Consider the following 18,194-nt stretch of genomic DNA (forward strand, 5'->3'; position numbering starts at 1 on the left):
CATTGCCGCAGGTCGGTCGTCCCGATGCTCGCATCCAAGGATGTCTCGCTGAACGTTCCTCTAACGGACATGACCAGGCTGCGAAAGGCGGTCTGATCTTGCTCGGGGATCTCCTCCACATAGGATGTCGCCGAACGCGGCCTTCCATAAGGTGACGCCGCCCCTTGGAAGAAGCATCCATGGACGACATAGTCGCCCGCATCCGATCCAAACTGGCCGTTGCCTGTACGGAACCCGTTCCCCGCCCGCGGACCTTCGTGCGGGCGCCCGGCGGTCAACGCTTGGGCACCCCTCTCAGCGAAGAACGAGTGGTCGCCTACGAGACAAGACACGGCGTCCGTCTTCCCCATAGCTATCGGACGTTCCTGCGCGAGATCGGCAATGGGGGCATTGGACCCGACTACGGACTACTCCCGCTGACTCGTTGGTCTGCCCACGACATCCCTACCGCCGGTCAGCAGCTTGGGCGCGCCTTCGCGCTGGAGCCGACCGACTCCGTCGCCGCTGATTGGGCTCGGCTCCGCGACGTGCAGAACAACTCGTACGCCGGCACCCACACCGTTGTCCATCGCGGCTGCCTGGAGATGACGCTGCTGGTCATCTCAGGACCCGCCCGAGGTCGGCTCCTCGACGCCAACCTCGGAGACCTTGCCGCACCTCCGGTCTTCCATCCCCAGCCAGACTTCCTGACCTGGTACGAGCATTGGCTCGACACCCTGCCGGAGGGTGAGCTCGTCCCCGACTTCCGCGACCAGATACGCGGCAGTTCCGAGGCGCTCATCGAGATCCTGACCGCCTCGGGTTCCCCCGGCGAACGACGAGCCGCCGCCTACACCCTGGGCGGGCGTCAGCCCCTTACCGATCACGCCCGGAACGCGCTCGTCCAGGCCCTGGCCGACGACCCCGACCGGGGAGTGAGAATGGACGCGGCACGGACTCTGGCCGAGCTCGACAGCAATACTGCAGACGTGCTGGCTTCGGCACTCAAGGATCCGGACCACTGGGTTCGACGTCGAGCCCTGGTCTACCTGCTCCAGGTCAGCAACGACGAGACCACCCATGGGTCGGCAGCCCGCGAGCTTCTGCAGGACAAGAACCCGAACGTTCGGATGGCTGCAGCAGATCTTCTTGGCCGTGCTGGGTGGACGTCCTGCGGGCACCAGTGATCCGGGGCCGGAGGCGCGGCCCTCATCCGACCGGTGCCGTGTCAGAGGAAGCGGCATCGGTCTGGGTCGTTCGCTGCCGCGGGAGAAGCGGGCCGAGGTGCAGGTGGCGGTTCATGTCCAGCTCGAACCTGCCGTAGATCTCCTTGTCTGGACACCTTCGAGTGACGCCCTACCTGGTTCAAGATCACGTCATGGCTGGACCCCGACTTCGGTCCCGGCCTGGAGGGGCTGGGGCCGATCGACGCCCGCCAGGCCGCGCTCAGATCTCCGGTCAGCCGTCGAAGAGCTGGGCGACGGTGACCTTCTTGACCCGGTCGTAGCTGTCGACGATCAGGTACCAGTAGTCGTCGGCACCTGCAGGGTGATGGGGCTGTAGTCGTAGAAGCCGCCGTGGTACTGGTAGGCCTCCTCATCGAGGTACGCCTGGTATTCGTCGCTGTCCATGAGGCAGACCCGGGCGGTCGAGCCGCGCCAGTCCACCTCAAAGCAGGCGCCGGCGCCGGTTTCTCCGAGGTCCCAGTACAGATGCCTCACAAACCATTAGTAGCTGGTCATGCGTCGGCCGGGAAGCCGCCTGCCGATGATGACCCGTTCCCCTGGAATTGCCGGTGTCGCCGCGTACGCTGCCCTTTAGTGGCCGCACGCGCTGGCCCGCTTCCGAGTCATCGCCGCCCACGTCGGCGGTGGCGACGAGGACAAGGTTCCCCCGGGAATCGCGCACTGTGAGACGACGCTCCGCCACCTGGTCGAACCGATCCCTGGCGGGGTGACGTGGGCACCCTCGCCGGACGGGACTCAAGATGACCAAGGGCAACGGCCGCAATGAAGATCAGGGCGCGCATGGCCGCCACCGGCGAGGCATACAACGCCGCCCGCCGCGCTCTCGACCGTGACCACCTTCCGCCCCACCTCCCGCTCTTCGACGACACGACGCTGCCCGAGGGCGAGCGCCTGGTCGTCGACGGTCTGCGGGCGCTGGCGGCCGAGGGCGAGCCGCTGGCGGTGCGCATGGCCGAGCCGGACCCGGAGGTGGTCGAGGCGCGGGTGCAGGCCGAGGAAAAGGGCGTCCGCCCGCAGTGGCAAAGGCGGGCGTCGGTGGAGGCCGCCGTCGACGGCTACGTGCTGCGCGAGACCCCGTACGGGCCGAACCGCTCCGGCTACACCGCGACCAACCGCGGGCCCCGGGTGCCGGTGCCGGTGCGCGCGGCCGACGGCACCGTGACCGTGGTGGCGATGCCCGAATGGGCGCGGCTGCACGACGGCCGGTGGATCTGGGCGCACACCGGCTGGCCGGTGGATGCGCCCGGGGCGATCGTGGACCCGCCGCAGGAGTTCGCGCCGGCGCCGGGGCTGCGCTGGCAGGTCGCGGTCTGGCTCGACCTCGGGCACAACGAGGGGAAGGTGATGGGCGAGGACCACGGCGGCAGCACCTCCGGTTGGCAGACGGTGGGCTGGTGCTCGACCCGGGACGACGCCCGCTTGATCGCCCGCGCCCCTCCACCGCGCCCGGCCCGCGCCCGGCCTCCCCGCACCGGTCCGAGATCCCCGAGCCCGCCTGGTACGAGCGCCAGGGCAACCCGCCGAACTCATCGCTGATCGTGTGGACCGGCACCAGCTGGAGGACCCTGGTCTGGACCGACTGGCAGACCGGGATCATCGCCCAGAATCTCGGCATCGGGGTCGGCGGCCCGTGCGAGTGGGCGGAGGCATGGGGGCCGCGCCACCCCGACCGAGACATGCACGACTGGACCCAGGAAGGCCGCGAGCTGCGCGAGCGGTTCCCCGAGCCCACCTTCGAGGAACGCATCCAGCGCATCAACGCCGCGCGCCCCGCCCGTGAGGATGCTCTGGTGGACGCACTCGCCGAGCGGGGCGGCCTCACCCGGGAGCAGGCGGCCGCCCGCCTGGCTCAGGGCGGGGAGAAGTACCGCGAGCTTCTCAACGTGGGGCAGGCCAGCATCGCCCGCGCCCTGAACACCGCCCGCCGCGCTCTTCCCGAGGGCCCTGAGCGCACCGCGATCCGTCACGCCCTGGACGACCTCACCGTCCGCCACTTGCCGCCTGCCGACGCGGAGCGCATCGCAGGCGCCCGGCTCAACAGTGAGATCGAGGCAGAGCGGGCCCCCGAAGTGACCGCCTGGTGCCGCCGGGCCGTCGCCGAGTACATCGCGCCCGCCCCTGACCCGGTCGCGGCTGGCATCGACGGGTTCCGTCCTCAGGACACCTGACGAGCCGAGCAATTCCCTGCACGACCGAACCCCCGGCCCGGCCCGGGGGTTTCGCTTTTTCCAAGGTCGTTTGAGGCAAGCCGGGTTGGCGTGTGAGATAACGCGAGAGACCGTAGCGCGGCGATCCTGTCGGCGCTCCGGCGTACAACGGCGTCATGGACACATTCGAGGTGAACGTCACGGCTCACTCCAACCGCGACCTGACGTCGCAGGAGTTCGACCGCCAGGTGGAACTCATCAAGCCGTACATGGCCTGGGATCAAGGCTCCTGGGCATGGCGGACGCGGCTCAGCGGCTCGGACGGCGAGCACGCCGCCAGAGTCCTCAACACGCTGTTCGAGGCCGCACGGGTGTACGGCACCGCCGTGACGGTGCAGCCGGTCCCTGCGGCGCAGGCGGACGGGACCGCCGTTCCCGGCTGACGAGCTGGACGGCCCCCACCTGGTCCCGAGCGTAGGGTGAAGGTGTGAACTCCGGCGGCGGCACGTCGCGGTGCTGCGCCGAGTGCGGGTGCGCCCTGGCTGCGGGCGCTCGCGCCGACGCCCGGTACTGCTCACCGGCCTGCAAAACCCGCGCCTGGCGGCAACGTCGCGCCGCTGGCCGCTCGCCAGCCGTGACGGCTAACCGACCGGATCCTGCCGTCCCGCGCCTTATTTCAACGTGCGCCCCCGCCAGATCGTCATCCGCGATCACGGGCCAGGCTTCCCACCTGACCTGCTTGCGAATCTGAACAGGGGACAGGCCCAGCGCTTCCGCACTGGACGGACCGAGCGCGGCCGCGGGCACGGACTCGGCCTGACCATCGTGCTCGGCCACGCCCGCATCATCGGGGCAACCCTCCAGTTCGCCAACCCGGTCGACGGTGGTGCGAGCGTCACCATCACCCTGCCCGATTGAGGTGCCCAACATAGGCGCCGACCTGCCCCTGGCCAACGCCCCCGACGCCTGGCACCGTCGCCAGGCGGCCGGGCTGATGCACGGTTGATACACGGTCAAGCCCGGGCGGAGACGCGGCCACGGCCGGACGGACACGTGGGTGGCCCACCGTGTTCGGCATGCGACGTTCCTTCGTGCTTCTCCTGCTGGCGAGCGCCCTGTCCGGCTGCGGAACCGTACCGCCCGTCTCCGGCGCCACCGTGCCCGCCGTACCCCTGCCGTGGCCGGCAGAGGGACAGGCGGCGGTCGAGGTGGAGGGCGTGGGCCGCCTGGGCGTCAGCGGCGACCCCGACCCGCTGCCCATCGCCAGCGTGACGAAGGTCATGACCGCCTACGTGATCCTGCGCCGCCATCCGCTCCGGCTCGGCGATGACGGCCCGCTTATCACCGTGGACCGTACGGCCGCCGACGAGTCCTACGTGCCGCAGGAGTCCACCGCCCCGGTCAGGGAGGGCCAGCGGGTACGGCTGCGCCGTCTCCTGGAGCTGATGATGGTGCCGTCGGGCAACAACGTGGCCCGCCTCCTGGCCCGCTGGGACTCCGGTTCCCAGGAGCGCTTCGTCGAGCGGATGAACGCCACCGCCCACCGCCTGGGCATGGCCGCCACCACGTACACAGGCGCCAGCGGCAACGAGGACAGCACCGTCAGCACCGCGGCCGACCAGCTCAAGCTGGCCAAGGAGGCCATGCGCGACCCAGTCTTCCGCGAGGTGGTGGCCCAGGCCGACACGGCCGTCCCCGGCGACGCGAGAAGGCTGCCCAACACCAACACGCTGCTGAACAAGCACGGCGTCATCGGCATCAAGACCGGCTCCGGCACCGTCGCGGGCGGCAACCTGATGTGGGCCTCCCGCGTACGAGGCCGCCTGGTGCTCGGGGTGATCCTCGGCCAGGTGGCGAACACCAACCCGATCGCCGCCAAGGCGGCGGCGCTGGAGGCGGGTGGGAAGATGAGCGCGGCGGTCGAACGGTGGCTGCTCAACCGGCCGGAGCCCCGCCCCACCACCCCTCGCCCTGCCGAGGCGGTCGGCCCCGCTCTCTGGTGAGCCGTCAAAGCCCGTCCCAGGCCCCGCTCACATGATCGGCAATCCAGGGGTCCAGAGCGCCGCCCACGTACAAGATCACTGGATGGCGCGATGGGGCCTCCAGATTCGCGGCACCCGGCGGCACCGTGACCGCTCGGCCGTGTGGGGCGGTGCGTGGCCAGGGGGCGGGATCTCGCCGTGGAGTGTCTGCCAGATCCAGAGCGAGCGGCCGACGTTCCCGGCGATCACGGGGCTGAGCCCGGACGGCCGTGCGGGGCCGGGGGAGTAGAAGAGCCACGCGGCGACGACCACGCTTGTGGACGTCTCGGCCTCGGCCAGGACGCGGGCCTGGTAGCCGGGGACGTCGAACACGGCGCTGGGAGCGCATGCGCCGTGCGCCAGCTTGGCCACGGTGAACAGGCCGTCGCGCAGGAGAACGAGGGCGGCCGGCTGCTCGGGCGTGCGGCCGACCTGACCGCAGGCGGCGCATGTGTACGACGCGGCGGCCTGGCGGAGACGTTCGAGGTCCTCAGCGGGGACCAGCGCGGCCACCTCCGGAGCTACCAGCAGACCCTCCATGAAGCCGCCCCGCGAGCGTGAGAACCGACCTGCGGGCAGCGTACGCCCGGCGGCGATCGGGCTGCCCGTCGAACTCGACGGTGACCGACAGCACGTCCCAGTCCGGGGTGTAGGACCGGCCTCGCACCTCACTGGTGACGGTGTAGAAACTGCGGAGCACCTCGTAGTCAGGTATCGGCGTCCCTACCCCTCCCTGGAACCCGGATGCAGATCCCGCACCGACGGGAGCCCCGGGTACATGAGACGCTTCGCGTAGTCCCTGCTGCGGTCCAAGGGCGGCGGCGGCCAGCCGGTCAGCACCTCCGCGAGCGTGATCGGCTCCCCGTGAGGCTTGCGCCGCATGACCGATCCGGCCCGCTCGAACAGCCTGCCGTTGGAGTCTGAGGTCTCAAGCACGAGTGCGTCGCCTTCGAGGCGCATCCACTCTGGCTCGGTGATCACAAGGAAACGGATGACCCGGTCGGCATGCCAGCGACCGGTCGGAGAGGCGCCGCGGACGTGGGTCTCGTATTGGCCGTACTCGCGCACCCAGGAGTCGAGCAGTTCCTGCTGGGCTTCCGGCTCCGGGTAGCTGACCACCCGCAGATCTTCCCTCGGCAAGGGTGTCGGCGACCGCCCGGACGGTCTCGACGTCGATGAGCTCGTGAATGCCGCCGCGGCTGCGCGAGGCGTACCCCTCCGAAACGAGCGTGGTGCGTAGATGCCCATACTGGATGGCGAGCGCGACGAGACCGTTCGGCCTGCGAGCGATATGCCAGGCCAGCGACCTGCGGAAACGGCTGGTCCCCACATTGCCGTGCGGGTCGGGTGGGATGATCTGATCGCTCAGCCCGCGGGCCTCCGCCTCTGCGTTCGCCCAGACGATGAAATCCTCGATGCGCGTTCTGAACGCGGCAGGTTTGAGCGAGCCCGTGCGTGACCGGGTCGCGTGTAGGTCGTGGGCGTCGTGGCCGAACAGCAGACCACTTCGGGAACCATGCGCTCCAGAACCCGGATGGCTTTGACAACCGGCGTGATCGCCACCCAGGGGACGTCACGTTCCGTCCCGGCGGATCGATGGTTGCCGTGTTCGTCGACGGAGGTCTTGTATTCGTGGCCGCGGATCAGATGCCGTCCGACGTTGCCGTGCTCGTCTGGCTCGGGGTCAGGGCAGCATCCCGCCCGCAGGCCAAGCACTACTGGTGCAGGGGTGTTATTCCAACCATGCCCAACTCCCCGCTCAAGGAGGTGGATGGGGCCAGCAATCTGATCGCCGGCCTTGGGACCGTGTCGCCCGAACGTCCGCTCATGCCAAAGACCCGGGAGTCTGGCTCAGTCTGGTGGGAGGGACCACCAATGCCCAAAGTGAGGGTTGCTCACCGCTCGAGTACCTCCCCTATCCATAGGGTATTTCCTGTGTTTGACTGAGCGCGCACTGGCGGGGATCCATGTTGCTCTTGAGGGGTGGGTGCTCGGGTCCATGGTTCGCGACGAACCGTTCGGTCTTGCCGCGATAGGAGCGACGTCGCAGTTCGCGGCCCTGGAGCCGATCTGGGCGGGAATCAGCTCGGCGAGACAATTGCGTGCTCTGCTTGTTTTTGGCGCTTTGTTCAACGAGCGCGTCTTCGTCCATGACACGCAGCTGATCGACAACCCCAGGGTCGTCGGTGATTTCGGCCGGGGCGATCTGCGAGGGATCAACTTCTATCGGCTGCTCCGTGAACTCGTCGCGGCCAAAGTCGTGGCGGTGGGGCTCCGCAATGACACCTACCTTCGCCTGGAGGACCGGCGCGTTCCGGTCAATTCCCTGGCCGATGTGTTGAGCAGCTGGAAGAAGAACAGCCCGGATGGCAGCGGGTGGGTCATCTCTCCGATCTCCGAGACGCGGGAGAGGATGGTCGCTGACCTTGACGGGGTGCTCGCCGCCGACGGTTCCATCGTCGTTCCCTACGACCACGCACTGGCGAAAGACGGCTTCATGCGGCAGGTTCGCGCGGCGGCGAACTCAGCGGACTCGGTTCTAGCCGGGCTGTTGGCTCAGCAGCCGAGTGAGCTGCGCCGCCGTTATGACGAGATCTTGGCTCAGCCACAGTTCTCGCACGCTCCGGTCTTCGCCTTGCTGCGCGACTCCGGACTACCGGTCTCAAGTCCGCTCGTTCAGATTCATGGCCTGTTCGACGAGACAGCCCACGCCGACCTCTTCAACGCCCGAATTCTGGGCTCCGACTGGGACTCGGGCCAGAGCACGGGCCTGGCCGAGGCCGTTCTCGCCGGTGACAGGACCGAGCGGAGCAGAGCCGACTCCCGGCTGGGCTCGGCCGAGTTGATGGAGACGGCCTACCGTATGGTCGAGGGCCCGCCACCCGATCTCCTCGCCATGCTTCGCCTCGAAGAGATCATGGAACTGCGCGAGCGGGCCGCCGAGCTGTTCGAGATCCAGTCGTACTTCGAGGCCCGCGACGTCGAGACCGCGGAGAACGTGCTAGAGACCGCGCTGGCCGACTGCGCGGCAGATCACTGGCAGCGCATCTGCGAACACATCCGGGCGACCCGCCCCCACCAGACGGTCGAGCCGACCAGGCTCGGTATCTTCCTGCGTCGCAAGCTCCCGCGGCTCGCGCGGGTCGCGGAACGCTGGGCGACGTCCGGTCTGTCTACGCTCACCGAGGTGGCGATCAGCGCGGTGCCACTGGTCGGAGGCGGAATTAGCGACGACCTGAAACAGCGAATGGTGAGCCGTGCCACCCTGGAGTTCGTGTTCTTCACCGAGTCATCGCGCATGCGCGAGCTGCGGGACTTCTCCCCTAACCGCAGCTGGATCTCACCCAGCACACGTTCGATCGAGGGCCGCTGAACCAATGCCCGCGACGACCAGGCTCGTCGAGAGCGACGGGTTCCGGTGGACGGTTCGGCCCGATAGCGGCGATCGCATGGGCCCCGGCCCGCACGAACAGGACATCTGGCGCCTGCTCCGCTCGTTCGGCGCCGCGGACGCCGTCTTCGTCGACGTCGGCGCCCATGTCGGCCACTTTGCCATCCGCCTGGCCGGATCGTTCTCTCAGGTCGTTGCGATTGAACCGAACCCGGCCGCCGTGGACGTCCTGCACGCCAATCTCCGGCTCAACGGGATCGGCAACGTCACCATCCATCCGGTGGCGGCCCACGATGCCCCGGCCCGCTTGCGCTTGTGGGATCCCTTCAACGTAATGGCAGGCCCATGTACCCGCAGCCTGGCACCCGATGAACCCGCGGCCCCACCCATCGACTGCATTCCCTCGACCCTGTTCACGGCGGACCGCCGCATTGGCGCCTTCCTGGCCGAGACGGACGGGGTTCCGATTGACACCCTCATGGCGGGTTCCAAGGAACGGGTGGCCCTCATGAAAGTCGACGTCGAGGGCCAAGAGGCGAAGATTCTCGCGGGAGCCGCCGCCACCATTCGAGCGCACCAGCCGACGCTCCTGATCGAGATGCACGACCCGATGTACGGCCCGCACATCAGGCATGAAGTCGTCGACCAGCTGAGTCGACATGGCTACTCGTGGTGCGAGTTCTCGCTCTACCAGAGGTCGAAGATGACGCCCTCGGAGATGTGCCCCTACATCTACGCCGAGCCCGCTCACCAGAACCGTGCTGACGAGTTCCGCCGTTTCGCCGACCATGTCAATAAGGATGCCGCCTCACGCTGGATCACTGCGCCTTGAAACGTCCAGCACGATGAGATTCATCTGTTCCCGTCGAATCCAGCACAGCGCGTCGAAGTCGCCGATGGCAGCCTTGGCTAGCCCCGCCCCCTTGTCGATATCCCGCAGGCCACCGGACTCCAGGTCGGTGGAGATAAACTCCAGCCAGTCCACCACGAAGCGAGCCGCCAGAGGATCTTCCTCGTGCAACGCTCGCAGAGCATCGGCAGCCGGCTCGGCCAGCAGGATCTCGAAGTAGCCTTTCATCGAGCTAGCTCCCGCCTCAGGTCGTTCAGCCGAACGGCGGTCAGCCCCATTCCCAGCTCTGCGATCAGCCGCAGCCCCAGCACGCGATCAGCCGCATCCACCGAAGCCCGCAGCGCATCCACCCCGGCCAGCGCCACGACGTAGGGAACCACCGCAGCCACCGTTCGCCCGTCGCGCTCGACCAGCACGACTTCCCCGGCCCCGGCATCATCCATGGCCCGCTCGATCGCCCCCGTGCCAGCGGGCAACCGCAACATCCGGTACTCCACGACAGCTGTGCTCCGTTTCCCCGCCCACAGTAACACCCGCCGATGGGACCAACCCGAGGACCGCTTGACGCCCCTCCGAAACCGTCCGCTCATGCCGATAAGCGTGGGCTATCGATCTGGACGTTGCTCCTGGTCTTGTGTCGTACGGGCGGTCTTTCTCGCTGAGCTGGTCGGCGGTGAGGTGGCGGATCCGCTGGGCTTGGAGGGCGAACAGGATGATGAGTGCTCCGGCTGCCCGGGCCTCGATAGGGAGGGTCTCGTCGGTCAGGCAGCGCTGCATAAGCTTCCAGCGTTCGTCGTCGTCGAGCAGGTCGGCGGGTTCCTGGCGTGGAATGGAGGGGACGATGAGCCGCCGACTGAGGCGACGGTCGGCGGTCCAGCCGAGGAAGTAGCGGACGCGGTTGCGGCGTTGGGTGTTCTCCTCGTCGAGCCATCGGTCGAGGTCGTCCTGGTGAAGGTCGGTGAGGGTGGTTCCTTGGGCGTCGATCCAGGCCAGGAGGTCGAGGGCGACCAGGATGCGGCGACGCAGGTCTCGGCCGACGATGCTGGGGAAGGCGTGGCGGCTCGAGCGGCTGCGGGCTCGGCGGTGCACCATCATTTGCCGGAGGTGTTGGAGGGCGGCGCCGGGCGGAAGCTCGTCGAGGAGGTCGTGGCTGATCTCGCGGCCGCCTGCGACGAGTTCGGCCAGGACCTTGGCGTTCGGGTGTTCGTGAACCCACTGGATGGTCTTGAACGGCGTGTGAGTGTTGGCGAGGCCCTCGGCGAGCGGCTGGAGTTGCGGCGGGATGGTGCCGTCGGGTCGGGCGAGCAGCCTGTTGACCTTGTCGGCGAGGACGCAGTGGGCGCAGCGGCCGCGGTCGGCGAGTCGAGGAAGAAGGGGCCCGGCGACGGAGGCGGAGCCGAGGACGACCCCTTCGATCCAGGGGACTGACCAGCCGCCCGGCCCCGGTCACAGGAACAGAGGGATCAACAGCAGGGGCAGCGCCAGGATGAGCATGAGACATCCCCCCGCCGGCGGGGTTCTGCGGACCTGTTCATTCAGTTTCGCCATCATGCGCTGCTGTGCCGGGCAGCCCGGAGTCACGACGTCCTCACGGCTGAAGACGCGACAGGGCAGCCCTGTCATGAACTCGGGGTCGTACGGCCGTTGGCACATGGAGCAGATGGGGTCGCTCATCGTCCCTCCCGATGTCGCGATGGCTGTCCTGCGCAGTGCGCCAACGCTACGGCACCCATGGGCGCCGTGACGGGGCCGCGGCCTCATCCGGCCACCCGCCCCGGCCGCGGGACGTCTGGTGACACGTGTTCCGTCTCGTTCAATCTGAGGCATGGAGCGCCTCTGGCCTGCGGTGCCTCAAGTTCGATGAGACGGTCCACAAGGTGCCCGTCTCACCGATCATGAGGCATCTCCGCGTTCTCCCGGCGTGGTCGATCCGTCGTACCTGGCCTGGACCTCCAACAGCTACGGCGAGCCGCCACCCCCGGCCTTGAGGCCATTTGGGCGATATGCGAAGAGTTATCCACGGGCGCGTAGCCGGTGTTCAGCGCCTGGGCGGTCAGGCAGGCGCACTCGCCGAGCAGTGCGCCGCCAACCTCGACCCCCAGTCGGGTGAGCTGCAAGAGTGGTGGGCGACGCACGGCCGCTTGACACAGGCTGAGTTCATCGAGCAGGTGACCGGCAAGGCGCAGCGGTGGGCGGCCGGCGCCCGCGTCAGCGAGGCCGACCAGCAGGCCAAGCGCTGAGCGCGTGGTTCAAAGCGTCGTTGTGCGGCTGACCAGCGAGGTACGACTCAGGAGATGGGTTAGGGCGCCGTTCGCGAAGAGGCCATGGTGACGGGTCGACGCCCCTCTGTCATCGTAATGGCATGTCCGAGAATCCGACCGGCGCGCCGGTCCCCCTTCCCTCGCCCATGCGCTACCTGACTAACGACGAGTACAGCACGGCCATTTGGTACGCGATCAAAGCAGGCGCCGCCTTAGACGACAATGACGTGGACAGCAGAGTCATCGCCCGTGCTGCTCTGGCCTCGGTGGGCCTGTTCGCGCCCCCGGACTCGGAAGTGGAGGACCCGGACCCGAGTCAGTGCACCGCGCTGAGTCTGAGATGGGACATCAAGAGCGTGGATAATCCGGCGTTTATCGGGAAGTGGGACCAATGCTCAAGCGAACCCGGCCACGGCACCACCGACCACGTCAGGGACATTGACTTTGTTCGTTGGTCTGACGGCGAACCTGGCTCTGTGCCCGCTCGACCTCCCGTGCCCCTGTCCAGGCAGGCCGACCGCGACGAGTAGCACGCCCCACTGACACCTCCGCAAGGCCACCGAGGAATGGGATGCCGCCGTCCGGCGCCCCGAGGTGGTCGAGGAGATGTACGGCATTACCGGCGGGCTGGAGACCCACCTGGTCAACTGGATGCCCGCCGGCACCGCCCGCCCGGAGGAGACCGCCGCTGACCTGGACACCTGGGCGCTGGCGCACGCGGCCGCCCACAACCGCGAGGCCCCCGGCAGCGACAGCGACCGGCCGGTGTCGGGCGGCATGGTCCGCATGGACCCGCCGACCGAGCTGATGACGCTGACCAACCGTACGAGCGCCATCCGCGATGAGTTCATGGGGCCGCCGCCGGACCTGCTGGCCGACGTCTACGAGCGTGAGGCGCTGCTGTGGGACCGGGTCGCCACCGACGGTGGTCCTGGTGGCCGGACCGTGCGCGACGCCAAAAAGCACGCGGCCGCGGCTCGCGAACGCGCCGCCACCTACCGCGCCCAGGACGCCCACCTCAAAGACGTCGCCGAGACCCAGACCCCGGACGAGCACGCCGCCGAGCACGCCCGGCGCTGGTCACCGGAGATCTGGGGGCCCTACCGCACCTGCGGTAGCGCTCAGGCGGGCGGCGTGGTGTCAGGTCTGCTCGTGGAGCTCGGTGCGAGTGGTTTCGACTTGTTCGGCGATGGTGGCCAGGACCGGCGGCGGGACGTGCTGGTCGCGGAAGGTCTCTACCATCTGGTCCAGAACGGCGTCGGCCTGTTTGAGGTCATGGGCGCGGGCGTGCGCGCGGGCCAGGCGGCGCATGGTGGCGTTGAGGGTGATGTTGTCGACCCCGGCGTCGGTGCTGGTGTCAAGGGTGGTCTCCACGACCGCGCCGAGTTGTTTGATGCTGGTGTCGGTGTCGGCAGGCCGCACGCCGATGCCGTCCTTGCCAAGGGTCAGGAAGTGACGTCCGGCGTTGGTGCCTTTGACCATCAGCGCGTAGACCGCGAGCGGGTGGTCGGGATAGGTGGCGATGAGCTGGTCCAGAGCGGCGTTGCCTTCGGCCAGTTGCGGGGCGTCAGAGCCCAGCAGGGCCAGCAGAGTGCCCTGCTGTGAGCCCATCAGCAGGTCGCCCGCCTTCCGGTCCTGTTCGCTCTGCGGCGGGCTGACCTCGATGGCGTGCTCGGGTGAGGTGACGGTGGAGCCGTCGGGAGCCTTGCACAGGGCGCGCAGCCGGTAGGTGCCGGGCTGGGCGAAGGTGAAACCGTCGGCGCCGAAGCCGAGGTAGGCGCTGTCGTAGAGGGCGGGGGTTTGGGCGTCGAGGGTGATGCGGCGGTCGGGGTTGCCGCAGTGACGGGCGATGGGCCGGAAGGGACGGACGGCTCCGGCCGGGTCGGTGACCAGGATGGTTAGGTTGTCGCCGCGGGGGCTGAGGTTGGGGAAGGCGTCGGCTTGGGGGGTGCTGCCGTCCAGGGACAGTTTGATCTCGGTGACGACGGGTTCCCCGTGGGAGAAGGTGTCGCGTCCGAACAGCTCCAGCCGCAGTCCCGACCGGCTGGCCGGTGGCGCATCGAACCGCTCCAGAGCGGGACGATCGGCGGCACCGGTCAGGAAGGCGTTGCCGCCCATGACGACGTTGCGGTAGAAGCCGTGGCGCAGATGCCGCAGTTCACTGTCGGTGAACTGGTAGGGGAAGGCCGCCCAGTAGGCGTCCTCGTCCTGCTCTCCGTTCGGGCCCTGGTAGTTCTGGGGGTAGTTCATCCACGACAGGTCGCCGTAGCCGTCGCGCGGCCCGAGTGGCTGCGGGGGATTGGCGAGGTTCTTTTGCCAGCTGTGCAGCAGGTTGAGGGTGTGGCCGAGCTCGTGGACCCAGGTCCGGATCTCCTTGCGCGTTCCGGCCATCTGCTGCTCGACCAGAGCGGTGTGGAACACGGCCATCCCCTGGCGTGGGGATCCTTCGTTGTCGAACTCGACGCCCCGGATGCCGTCGCCGTCGGCGGAGCGGGTGGCGATGAGGCTCCACACCTTCCACTGCTCGATGTCCCGGTGGCCGCTGAAGTTGCTGACCATCGCGGCATGCAGCTCGGCATCGGACCACTTCAGGTCCGCGCCCGCCTGGTCGATGGCGATCTCGTTGACGACGGCGCCGGAAGTGCGTAGCTCGATCCCGGCGTCGGCGTAGGCCGACTGGACGGTGATCAGCTTCTTGGCCAGGCCGGGCGGGCGGGGGTCGGTGGTGGTGGCGTACTGGGGGGCCGGTTTGGTGCCCGCTACGGCGTCGACCTCCCAGTCGATGGTGCGCAGGAACCGGGAGACGTAGGCGCAGGTGTAGGTGGTGGCTGCTGTTCCGTCGGCCGCGCTGCGGGTGAGGGTGGCGGTGCCGCCGGGAGCGAGCTTGTCCACGACCACCGAAATCTTCGGCATCTGGGTGTCGGAGGCGAACGTCGCGATGCCGGAGATGGTGGCGGGCAGCGTGACGGGCTGGCTGCCCTCCAGGACGAAGGAGTTGAGGTACTTGTCGCCGGGGGCGGTGAACGTGTCACCGGAGATCACCGGCAGTTTGCCCGTCAAATCGACGCGGAGATCGACCCGCACATCGCCGGTCGTGCCGGAGAAACGCCCTGCGGCCGGCAGCCGAGGAGTTTGGTAGGCGGCGGGTAAGGCGCCGAGCCCCGGCAGGACCTGCGCCCACGGGCCGATCTTCGTGGGCCCGTCGATCCAGTGGAAGTCCATCGCCTGGTCGCCCTTGATGAACACGGTCCGGTTGTTGCCTCCGGCGTAGAGCATCAGGGCGTCGTCGAAGTCGCCGCTCATCTGCGCGGGCAGTTTCTTCCACCCCGGCTCGCCTCGTGCGGTCAGAGGTCCTTCGTACTCGACGCCCTGGCCCCAAGCGATGATCGCGCACCGCTCGCCCTTGATCAGGAGGGTCTTCCACGGTGTGCCCGGCACCTGCATCGCGACGTCGATGTCGCTGCGGTATTCGGCCGGGAGGTAGGGCCCGAAGTCCGGCAGGCTGGTGATCGGCCCCTCATACTTCTGTCCGACGTTCCATTCCCAGTCCAGGCACCGGTCGCCGGCGATGAACACCATCCGCGTGCTGGTGTATGGCACGTGGAGGTCGAGCGCCGCCTCGCTGCAGCTGGCGTACGGCTCGGGCAGTCTCAGACACCCCTTGTGGATCTCCGTCAGCGGCCCTTCCCACACCAGCCCTGTCTCGCTGATCTGTGCGACCCGCTCGCCCCGCAGGAACATCGCCCTCCACGGGGCTTCCCGTGTCGGGATGATCCCGGTGAATCCTGTGGTCTTGGCCCGCATGAACGCCATTGTTCGCCTCCCGGCCGGGCCCTGAGGGCCCACGCCGCTGACGCTAAAAGAGCACACCAATACCCGCAATGATCACAACATGTCAGGTCAGACCGGAATAAACGGAGTGGACACCTCATTTCATTGCGGACCGCCCACTACCTTCTCGGCCACGACCAGCAGCGCCCGCACTGCCTCTCTGCCTCGGCGCGAAACCGCATGTCCGAGTCGAAAGCGCCCAAGCCCCGACCTGGCCGTCAAAGGGAGTAGATCACATCGACTCTGCCATCCCCGCCCCGTCAGCCTCGGAAGAGGACCGCCGTAAACACCGCCATCCGATGGCCTCATCCGGCCAACATCAGCGCAGCAGCCGCGGCACCCCAAACCGACTCATGACTGTGCGGCGAGGCCGCGTAGCGCTACACGACGGCTGGGCCACGTTCGGCAGAAGATCCCCTAACCATCATGTCTGGGCTCCTCCGGCACCTCCTCGGCGTGCAAGTTCACGGCGTAGTTCAAGGTTTTCGCCGTGTGCCTGTTCCAGTGCAGCTTGAAGCTCAGAGATCTCTTGACGGTGCTGGCGTTTCAGCCGGGTTACTTCGGCGGCGAGGGCGTGCGCGATGGTGTCCTCACCTCGGGTCGGGGGTGGCGATGATGCGGACCGGTTCTGAGCTCGGAGACGCTCTATGCACCCTCGCAGGTCGGGATGGCTGTAGAGGAACGAGTGGGAGACGCCGGCCTGGCGCTGGACGGCTTGAAAGGTGATCGGCTCACCGCGCTTGATGAGAGAGCGGATCGCGTCTTCGGCGGCCTTGGTTTTGTCGATGGACCGGCGGCGGGCTGCGGTGGTGAGGACGGCGATGCGGAGCTGGCGATGGCTGTTCATGGCTGGCTTCTCCGATGCCTGTTGAGATCAATGGTCACGGGGATCGGGCTGCTAGGGGTCCCGACTCCCTGGAGAGCCTTGCCGGGGGTGGCCGTTATCGTGGCTAGGAGTTTCGTTAGGGCTTGGTGTTCCGCGGTGCGCTGAGCGAGCCAGACATTGTCGGTGGGCATGGGTATACCGTGGCGGGCTTGGAACTGGGCCTTGGCGCGTTCGATCAAGGCGCTGGTTTCGTTGAGCTGTCGCTGGAGGGCGTCCAGATGGGTGGCGTCTGTGACGAAGACGCCGCAGGTCAGGCAGGCGTTACCCTTCTCGCAGTTCTGGAGCGGCGGGAGCAAGCAGTAGCCGTTGGGAAGGACACGGTCAGCACGCTCGAACAAGCGCATTCCGTCGTGATCTTCGCGGGAGAAGCTCACGCCGGTGCCGTCGGCTCTGAACTTGCGGGTGGCGAGAAATGCCTGTTCAGCGTGTTCTTCTCGCTGGGCCACGTAGTGCATGGACATGGTGGGGTTGGAGTGTCCGGCATAGCGCTGCAGGACGTGAATGGGCAGGCCGAGCTCGGCAAGGTGGGTGAGTCGCGTGTGGCGGAATCTGTGCGTGTGGCTGAGCCGGACGAGGTTGCCGTTGCTATCGGTGATCTGCACCAGCTCGCTGAACTCGCGAAGCGTGGTTCCGTAGCTGCTTGGGCTGTATGGCTTGGTGGCGTTGGCGTTCGCCACCCGCTGGCTAAAGAGGTAGCGAGGGGCCTGCTCGGGGTGTTGTTGGCAAAGCCAGAGCTGCTGTTCCTCGATGAGCGCGATGACCTCGGCGTCGACCAGAATGGTGTCCGGGGCCCGGTCGATCTTGCTTTGCGCGTAGTGGAAGCGGGCGACTGCTTCACCGTCTGAGATGCCCAGCGCCTGACTGCTGACCGTGGTGAGACAGTGGAAGTCACAGAGACAGATCTCGCTGGCGCGCCGCCGGTCAGGATCTGCAGAAGCAGCATGCGCATCGCCTGCGGGTTGCCCTGCCCGGGAAGCGTCTTGAGCTGGCCATCTATGAGCACGTCGACGCTTTCGCCAACGTCGGCGCCAAGCACCGCGAGTGAGGCAGTGATCTGCCGTAGGGCATGATCGTCAACGTAATGCCGGTCGTTGATCGCTCGCGTGCCCTTGGCGCGACGAATCTGCTTGGTCCATGCCCGAGGATGAGCCTCTGTGAGGGTGTCCCATGGGCTGGATCCGAGTAGCAACTGTGCCTCGGTCTTGTTGTCGATGAGGAAGGACATCAACTCCGCGATGGCCAGGAGGTCCTCGTTGACGCGACGCGCACTGGGCGGGTTGAGCGGTCGCGTGGCGCAGTTTCGGCTGTCCAGGTTGAGTCTCCAGGTCCGGAAGGCGGCCGCCAGGCCGGCGGCCGCAGCGGGATCGCCAGCGACCAGCGAGGGATCCTCCAGAGTCCCCAGCCATCGGTCGAAGCGCACGAGGCCTCGGACGCGTTTGCCCTTAACGGTGGACCAGGTGAGGGTGCCCGCCTCCAGACTCGTGCCCACCGACCACTTGATGGCCTCACGCGCCCACGGGATCGTGGCATCACCTGGTGAGCAGCTCTCCATGGAGTAGGGCTCCCGGTCCCGGAGCGGGA

At 67.8% G+C, this 18,194-nt stretch carries 21 protein-coding genes; 12 read left to right on the forward strand and 9 right to left on the reverse strand.

From position 1 onward, the window contains the following. Window positions 1–179 precede the first annotated feature (179 nt). Window positions 180–1,166 (forward strand): HEAT repeat domain-containing protein, encoded by a 987-nt coding sequence (locus ABT294_RS25595; RefSeq protein ID WP_350808782.1) that lies wholly within the window; start codon window positions 180–182, stop codon window positions 1,164–1,166. 330 nt (window positions 1,167–1,496) lie between these two features. Here ABT294_RS25595 and ABT294_RS25600 read toward each other — a convergent pair whose 3' ends face one another. Next, a complete protein-coding gene (locus ABT294_RS25600; RefSeq protein WP_350808783.1) occupies window positions 1,497–1,700 on the reverse strand; it encodes a DUF1883 domain-containing protein in 204 nt (67 codons plus the stop codon). Between the two features lie 288 nt (window positions 1,701–1,988). Between ABT294_RS25600 and ABT294_RS25605 the strand changes: the two genes are divergently transcribed. The 5 genes from ABT294_RS25605 to ABT294_RS25625 all read left to right on the forward strand — a co-directional run bounded on the left by ABT294_RS25605 (window position 1,989) and on the right by ABT294_RS25625 (window position 5,376). Beyond that, window positions 1,989–2,762, forward strand: a complete 774-nt coding sequence (locus ABT294_RS25605) for a hypothetical protein (protein WP_350808784.1) — start codon at window positions 1,989–1,991, stop codon at window positions 2,760–2,762. A gap of 2 nt (window positions 2,763–2,764) precedes the next feature. Next, complete coding sequence (locus ABT294_RS25610; protein WP_350808785.1) at window positions 2,765–3,394, forward strand: hypothetical protein; 630 nt, start codon at window positions 2,765–2,767, stop codon at window positions 3,392–3,394. Between the two features lie 155 nt (window positions 3,395–3,549). Further along, window positions 3,550–3,816 (forward strand): hypothetical protein, encoded by a 267-nt coding sequence (locus tag ABT294_RS25615; RefSeq protein ID WP_350808786.1) that lies wholly within the window; start codon window positions 3,550–3,552, stop codon window positions 3,814–3,816. 238 nt (window positions 3,817–4,054) lie between these two features. Beyond that, the gene (locus ABT294_RS25620; protein WP_350808787.1) at window positions 4,055–4,291 is read left to right on the forward strand and encodes an ATP-binding protein; all 237 of its coding nucleotides are present in this window, start codon (window positions 4,055–4,057) and stop codon (window positions 4,289–4,291) included. A gap of 158 nt (window positions 4,292–4,449) precedes the next feature. After that, window positions 4,450–5,376, forward strand: coding sequence for a D-alanyl-D-alanine carboxypeptidase family protein (locus ABT294_RS25625; RefSeq protein WP_350808788.1), 927 nt, complete (start codon window positions 4,450–4,452; stop codon window positions 5,374–5,376). A 75-nt stretch (window positions 5,377–5,451) separates the two neighbouring features. Here ABT294_RS25625 and ABT294_RS25630 read toward each other — a convergent pair whose 3' ends face one another. Both ABT294_RS25630 and ABT294_RS25635 read right to left on the reverse strand, forming a co-directional pair. Beyond that, complete coding sequence (locus tag ABT294_RS25630; RefSeq protein ID WP_350808789.1) at window positions 5,452–5,934, reverse strand: hypothetical protein; 483 nt, start codon at window positions 5,932–5,934, stop codon at window positions 5,452–5,454. Window positions 5,935–6,117: 183 nt separating this feature from the next. Then, a complete protein-coding gene (locus ABT294_RS25635; RefSeq protein WP_350808790.1) occupies window positions 6,118–6,513 on the reverse strand; it encodes a hypothetical protein in 396 nt (131 codons plus the stop codon). An 880-nt stretch (window positions 6,514–7,393) separates the two neighbouring features. On the opposite strand from ABT294_RS25635, the gene ABT294_RS25640 reads away from it, so the two are divergent. After that, on the forward strand, window positions 7,394–8,767 hold the full coding sequence (locus tag ABT294_RS25640) for a hypothetical protein (RefSeq protein WP_350808791.1): 1,374 nt from the start codon (window positions 7,394–7,396) through the stop codon (window positions 8,765–8,767). 4 nt (window positions 8,768–8,771) lie between these two features. Further along, on the forward strand, window positions 8,772–9,617 hold the full coding sequence (locus ABT294_RS25645) for an FkbM family methyltransferase (protein ID WP_350808792.1): 846 nt from the start codon (window positions 8,772–8,774) through the stop codon (window positions 9,615–9,617). Here the strand turns inward: ABT294_RS25645 and ABT294_RS25650 are convergent. Together ABT294_RS25650 and ABT294_RS25655 are read right to left on the reverse strand one after the other, a co-directional pair. Beyond that, entirely contained in the window at window positions 9,594–9,863 is a 270-nt protein-coding gene (locus ABT294_RS25650) for a type II toxin-antitoxin system RelE family toxin (protein WP_350808793.1), read from the reverse strand. The two genes, ABT294_RS25645 and ABT294_RS25650, sit on opposite strands and share 24 nt — an antisense overlap. Then, window positions 9,860–10,132, reverse strand: coding sequence for a hypothetical protein (locus tag ABT294_RS25655; RefSeq protein WP_350808794.1), 273 nt, complete (start codon window positions 10,130–10,132; stop codon window positions 9,860–9,862). The genes ABT294_RS25650 and ABT294_RS25655 overlap by 4 nt, the downstream gene beginning before the upstream one ends. Window positions 10,133–10,223: 91 nt before the next feature. On the opposite strand from ABT294_RS25655, the gene ABT294_RS25660 reads away from it, so the two are divergent. Beyond that, window positions 10,224–11,063: a hypothetical protein gene (locus ABT294_RS25660; RefSeq protein ID WP_350808795.1), complete on the forward strand. Its 840-nt coding sequence runs from the start codon at window positions 10,224–10,226 to the stop codon at window positions 11,061–11,063. Window positions 11,064–11,081: 18 nt separating this feature from the next. On the opposite strand, the gene ABT294_RS25665 is transcribed toward ABT294_RS25660, so the two are convergent. Further along, window positions 11,082–11,309, reverse strand: coding sequence for a hypothetical protein (locus ABT294_RS25665; RefSeq protein ID WP_350808796.1), 228 nt, complete (start codon window positions 11,307–11,309; stop codon window positions 11,082–11,084). Between the two features lie 329 nt (window positions 11,310–11,638). Between ABT294_RS25665 and ABT294_RS25670 the strand changes: the two genes are divergently transcribed. Both ABT294_RS25670 and ABT294_RS25675 read left to right on the forward strand, forming a co-directional pair. Further along, a complete protein-coding gene (locus tag ABT294_RS25670; protein WP_350808797.1) occupies window positions 11,639–11,875 on the forward strand; it encodes a hypothetical protein in 237 nt (78 codons plus the stop codon). A 122-nt stretch (window positions 11,876–11,997) separates the two neighbouring features. Further along, on the forward strand, window positions 11,998–12,426 hold the full coding sequence (locus ABT294_RS25675; protein ID WP_350808798.1) for a hypothetical protein: 429 nt from the start codon (window positions 11,998–12,000) through the stop codon (window positions 12,424–12,426). A 610-nt stretch (window positions 12,427–13,036) separates the two neighbouring features. On the opposite strand, the gene ABT294_RS25680 is transcribed toward ABT294_RS25675, so the two are convergent. The 3 genes from ABT294_RS25680 to ABT294_RS25690 form a co-directional block, all read right to left on the reverse strand. Next, on the reverse strand, window positions 13,037–15,700 hold the full coding sequence (locus tag ABT294_RS25680; RefSeq protein WP_350808799.1) for a hypothetical protein: 2,664 nt from the start codon (window positions 15,698–15,700) through the stop codon (window positions 13,037–13,039). A 451-nt stretch (window positions 15,701–16,151) separates the two neighbouring features. After that, a complete protein-coding gene (locus ABT294_RS25685; protein WP_350808800.1) occupies window positions 16,152–16,574 on the reverse strand; it encodes a DUF6262 family protein in 423 nt (140 codons plus the stop codon). After that, window positions 16,571–17,290 carry a tyrosine-type recombinase/integrase gene (locus ABT294_RS25690; protein WP_350808801.1) on the reverse strand — a complete coding sequence of 240 codons (720 nt, stop codon included), beginning with the start codon at window positions 17,288–17,290 and terminating at the stop codon, window positions 16,571–16,573. Before ABT294_RS25690 ends, ABT294_RS25685 begins: the two co-directional genes overlap by 4 nt. Window positions 17,291–17,326: 36 nt before the next feature. Here ABT294_RS25690 and ABT294_RS25695 point away from each other — a divergent pair, with 36 nt between their 5' ends. Further along, a complete protein-coding gene (locus tag ABT294_RS25695; protein WP_350808802.1) occupies window positions 17,327–17,458 on the forward strand; it encodes a hypothetical protein in 132 nt (43 codons plus the stop codon). Window positions 17,459–18,194 lie beyond the last annotated feature (736 nt).

The sequence above is a fragment of the Nonomuraea sp. NPDC000554 genome (assembly GCF_040300065.1).
Taxonomy (GTDB): domain Bacteria; phylum Actinomycetota; class Actinomycetes; order Streptosporangiales; family Streptosporangiaceae; genus Nonomuraea.

Coding starts and splice junctions, on each gene's coding strand:
- ABT294_RS25595 (WP_350808782.1), top strand. CDS start 180: ATGGACGACATAGTCGCCCGCATCCGATCCAAACTGGCCGTTGCCTGT.
- ABT294_RS25605 (WP_350808784.1), top strand. CDS start 1,989: ATGAAGATCAGGGCGCGCATGGCCGCCACCGGCGAGGCATACAACGCC.
- ABT294_RS25615 (WP_350808786.1), top strand. CDS start 3,550: ATGGACACATTCGAGGTGAACGTCACGGCTCACTCCAACCGCGACCTG.
- ABT294_RS25625 (WP_350808788.1), top strand. CDS start 4,450: ATGCGACGTTCCTTCGTGCTTCTCCTGCTGGCGAGCGCCCTGTCCGGC.
- ABT294_RS25630 (WP_350808789.1), bottom strand. CDS start 5,934: ATGGAGGGTCTGCTGGTAGCTCCGGAGGTGGCCGCGCTGGTCCCCGCT.
- ABT294_RS25640 (WP_350808791.1), top strand. CDS start 7,394: ATGGTTCGCGACGAACCGTTCGGTCTTGCCGCGATAGGAGCGACGTCG.
- ABT294_RS25645 (WP_350808792.1), top strand. CDS start 8,772: ATGCCCGCGACGACCAGGCTCGTCGAGAGCGACGGGTTCCGGTGGACG.
- ABT294_RS25650 (WP_350808793.1), bottom strand. CDS start 9,863: ATGAAAGGCTACTTCGAGATCCTGCTGGCCGAGCCGGCTGCCGATGCT.
- ABT294_RS25660 (WP_350808795.1), top strand. CDS start 10,224: ATGCCGATAAGCGTGGGCTATCGATCTGGACGTTGCTCCTGGTCTTGT.
- ABT294_RS25665 (WP_350808796.1), bottom strand. CDS start 11,309: ATGAGCGACCCCATCTGCTCCATGTGCCAACGGCCGTACGACCCCGAG.
- ABT294_RS25670 (WP_350808797.1), top strand. CDS start 11,639: ATGCGAAGAGTTATCCACGGGCGCGTAGCCGGTGTTCAGCGCCTGGGC.
- ABT294_RS25675 (WP_350808798.1), top strand. CDS start 11,998: ATGTCCGAGAATCCGACCGGCGCGCCGGTCCCCCTTCCCTCGCCCATG.
- ABT294_RS25680 (WP_350808799.1), bottom strand. CDS start 15,700: ATGCGGGCCAAGACCACAGGATTCACCGGGATCATCCCGACACGGGAA.
- ABT294_RS25685 (WP_350808800.1), bottom strand. CDS start 16,574: ATGAACAGCCATCGCCAGCTCCGCATCGCCGTCCTCACCACCGCAGCC.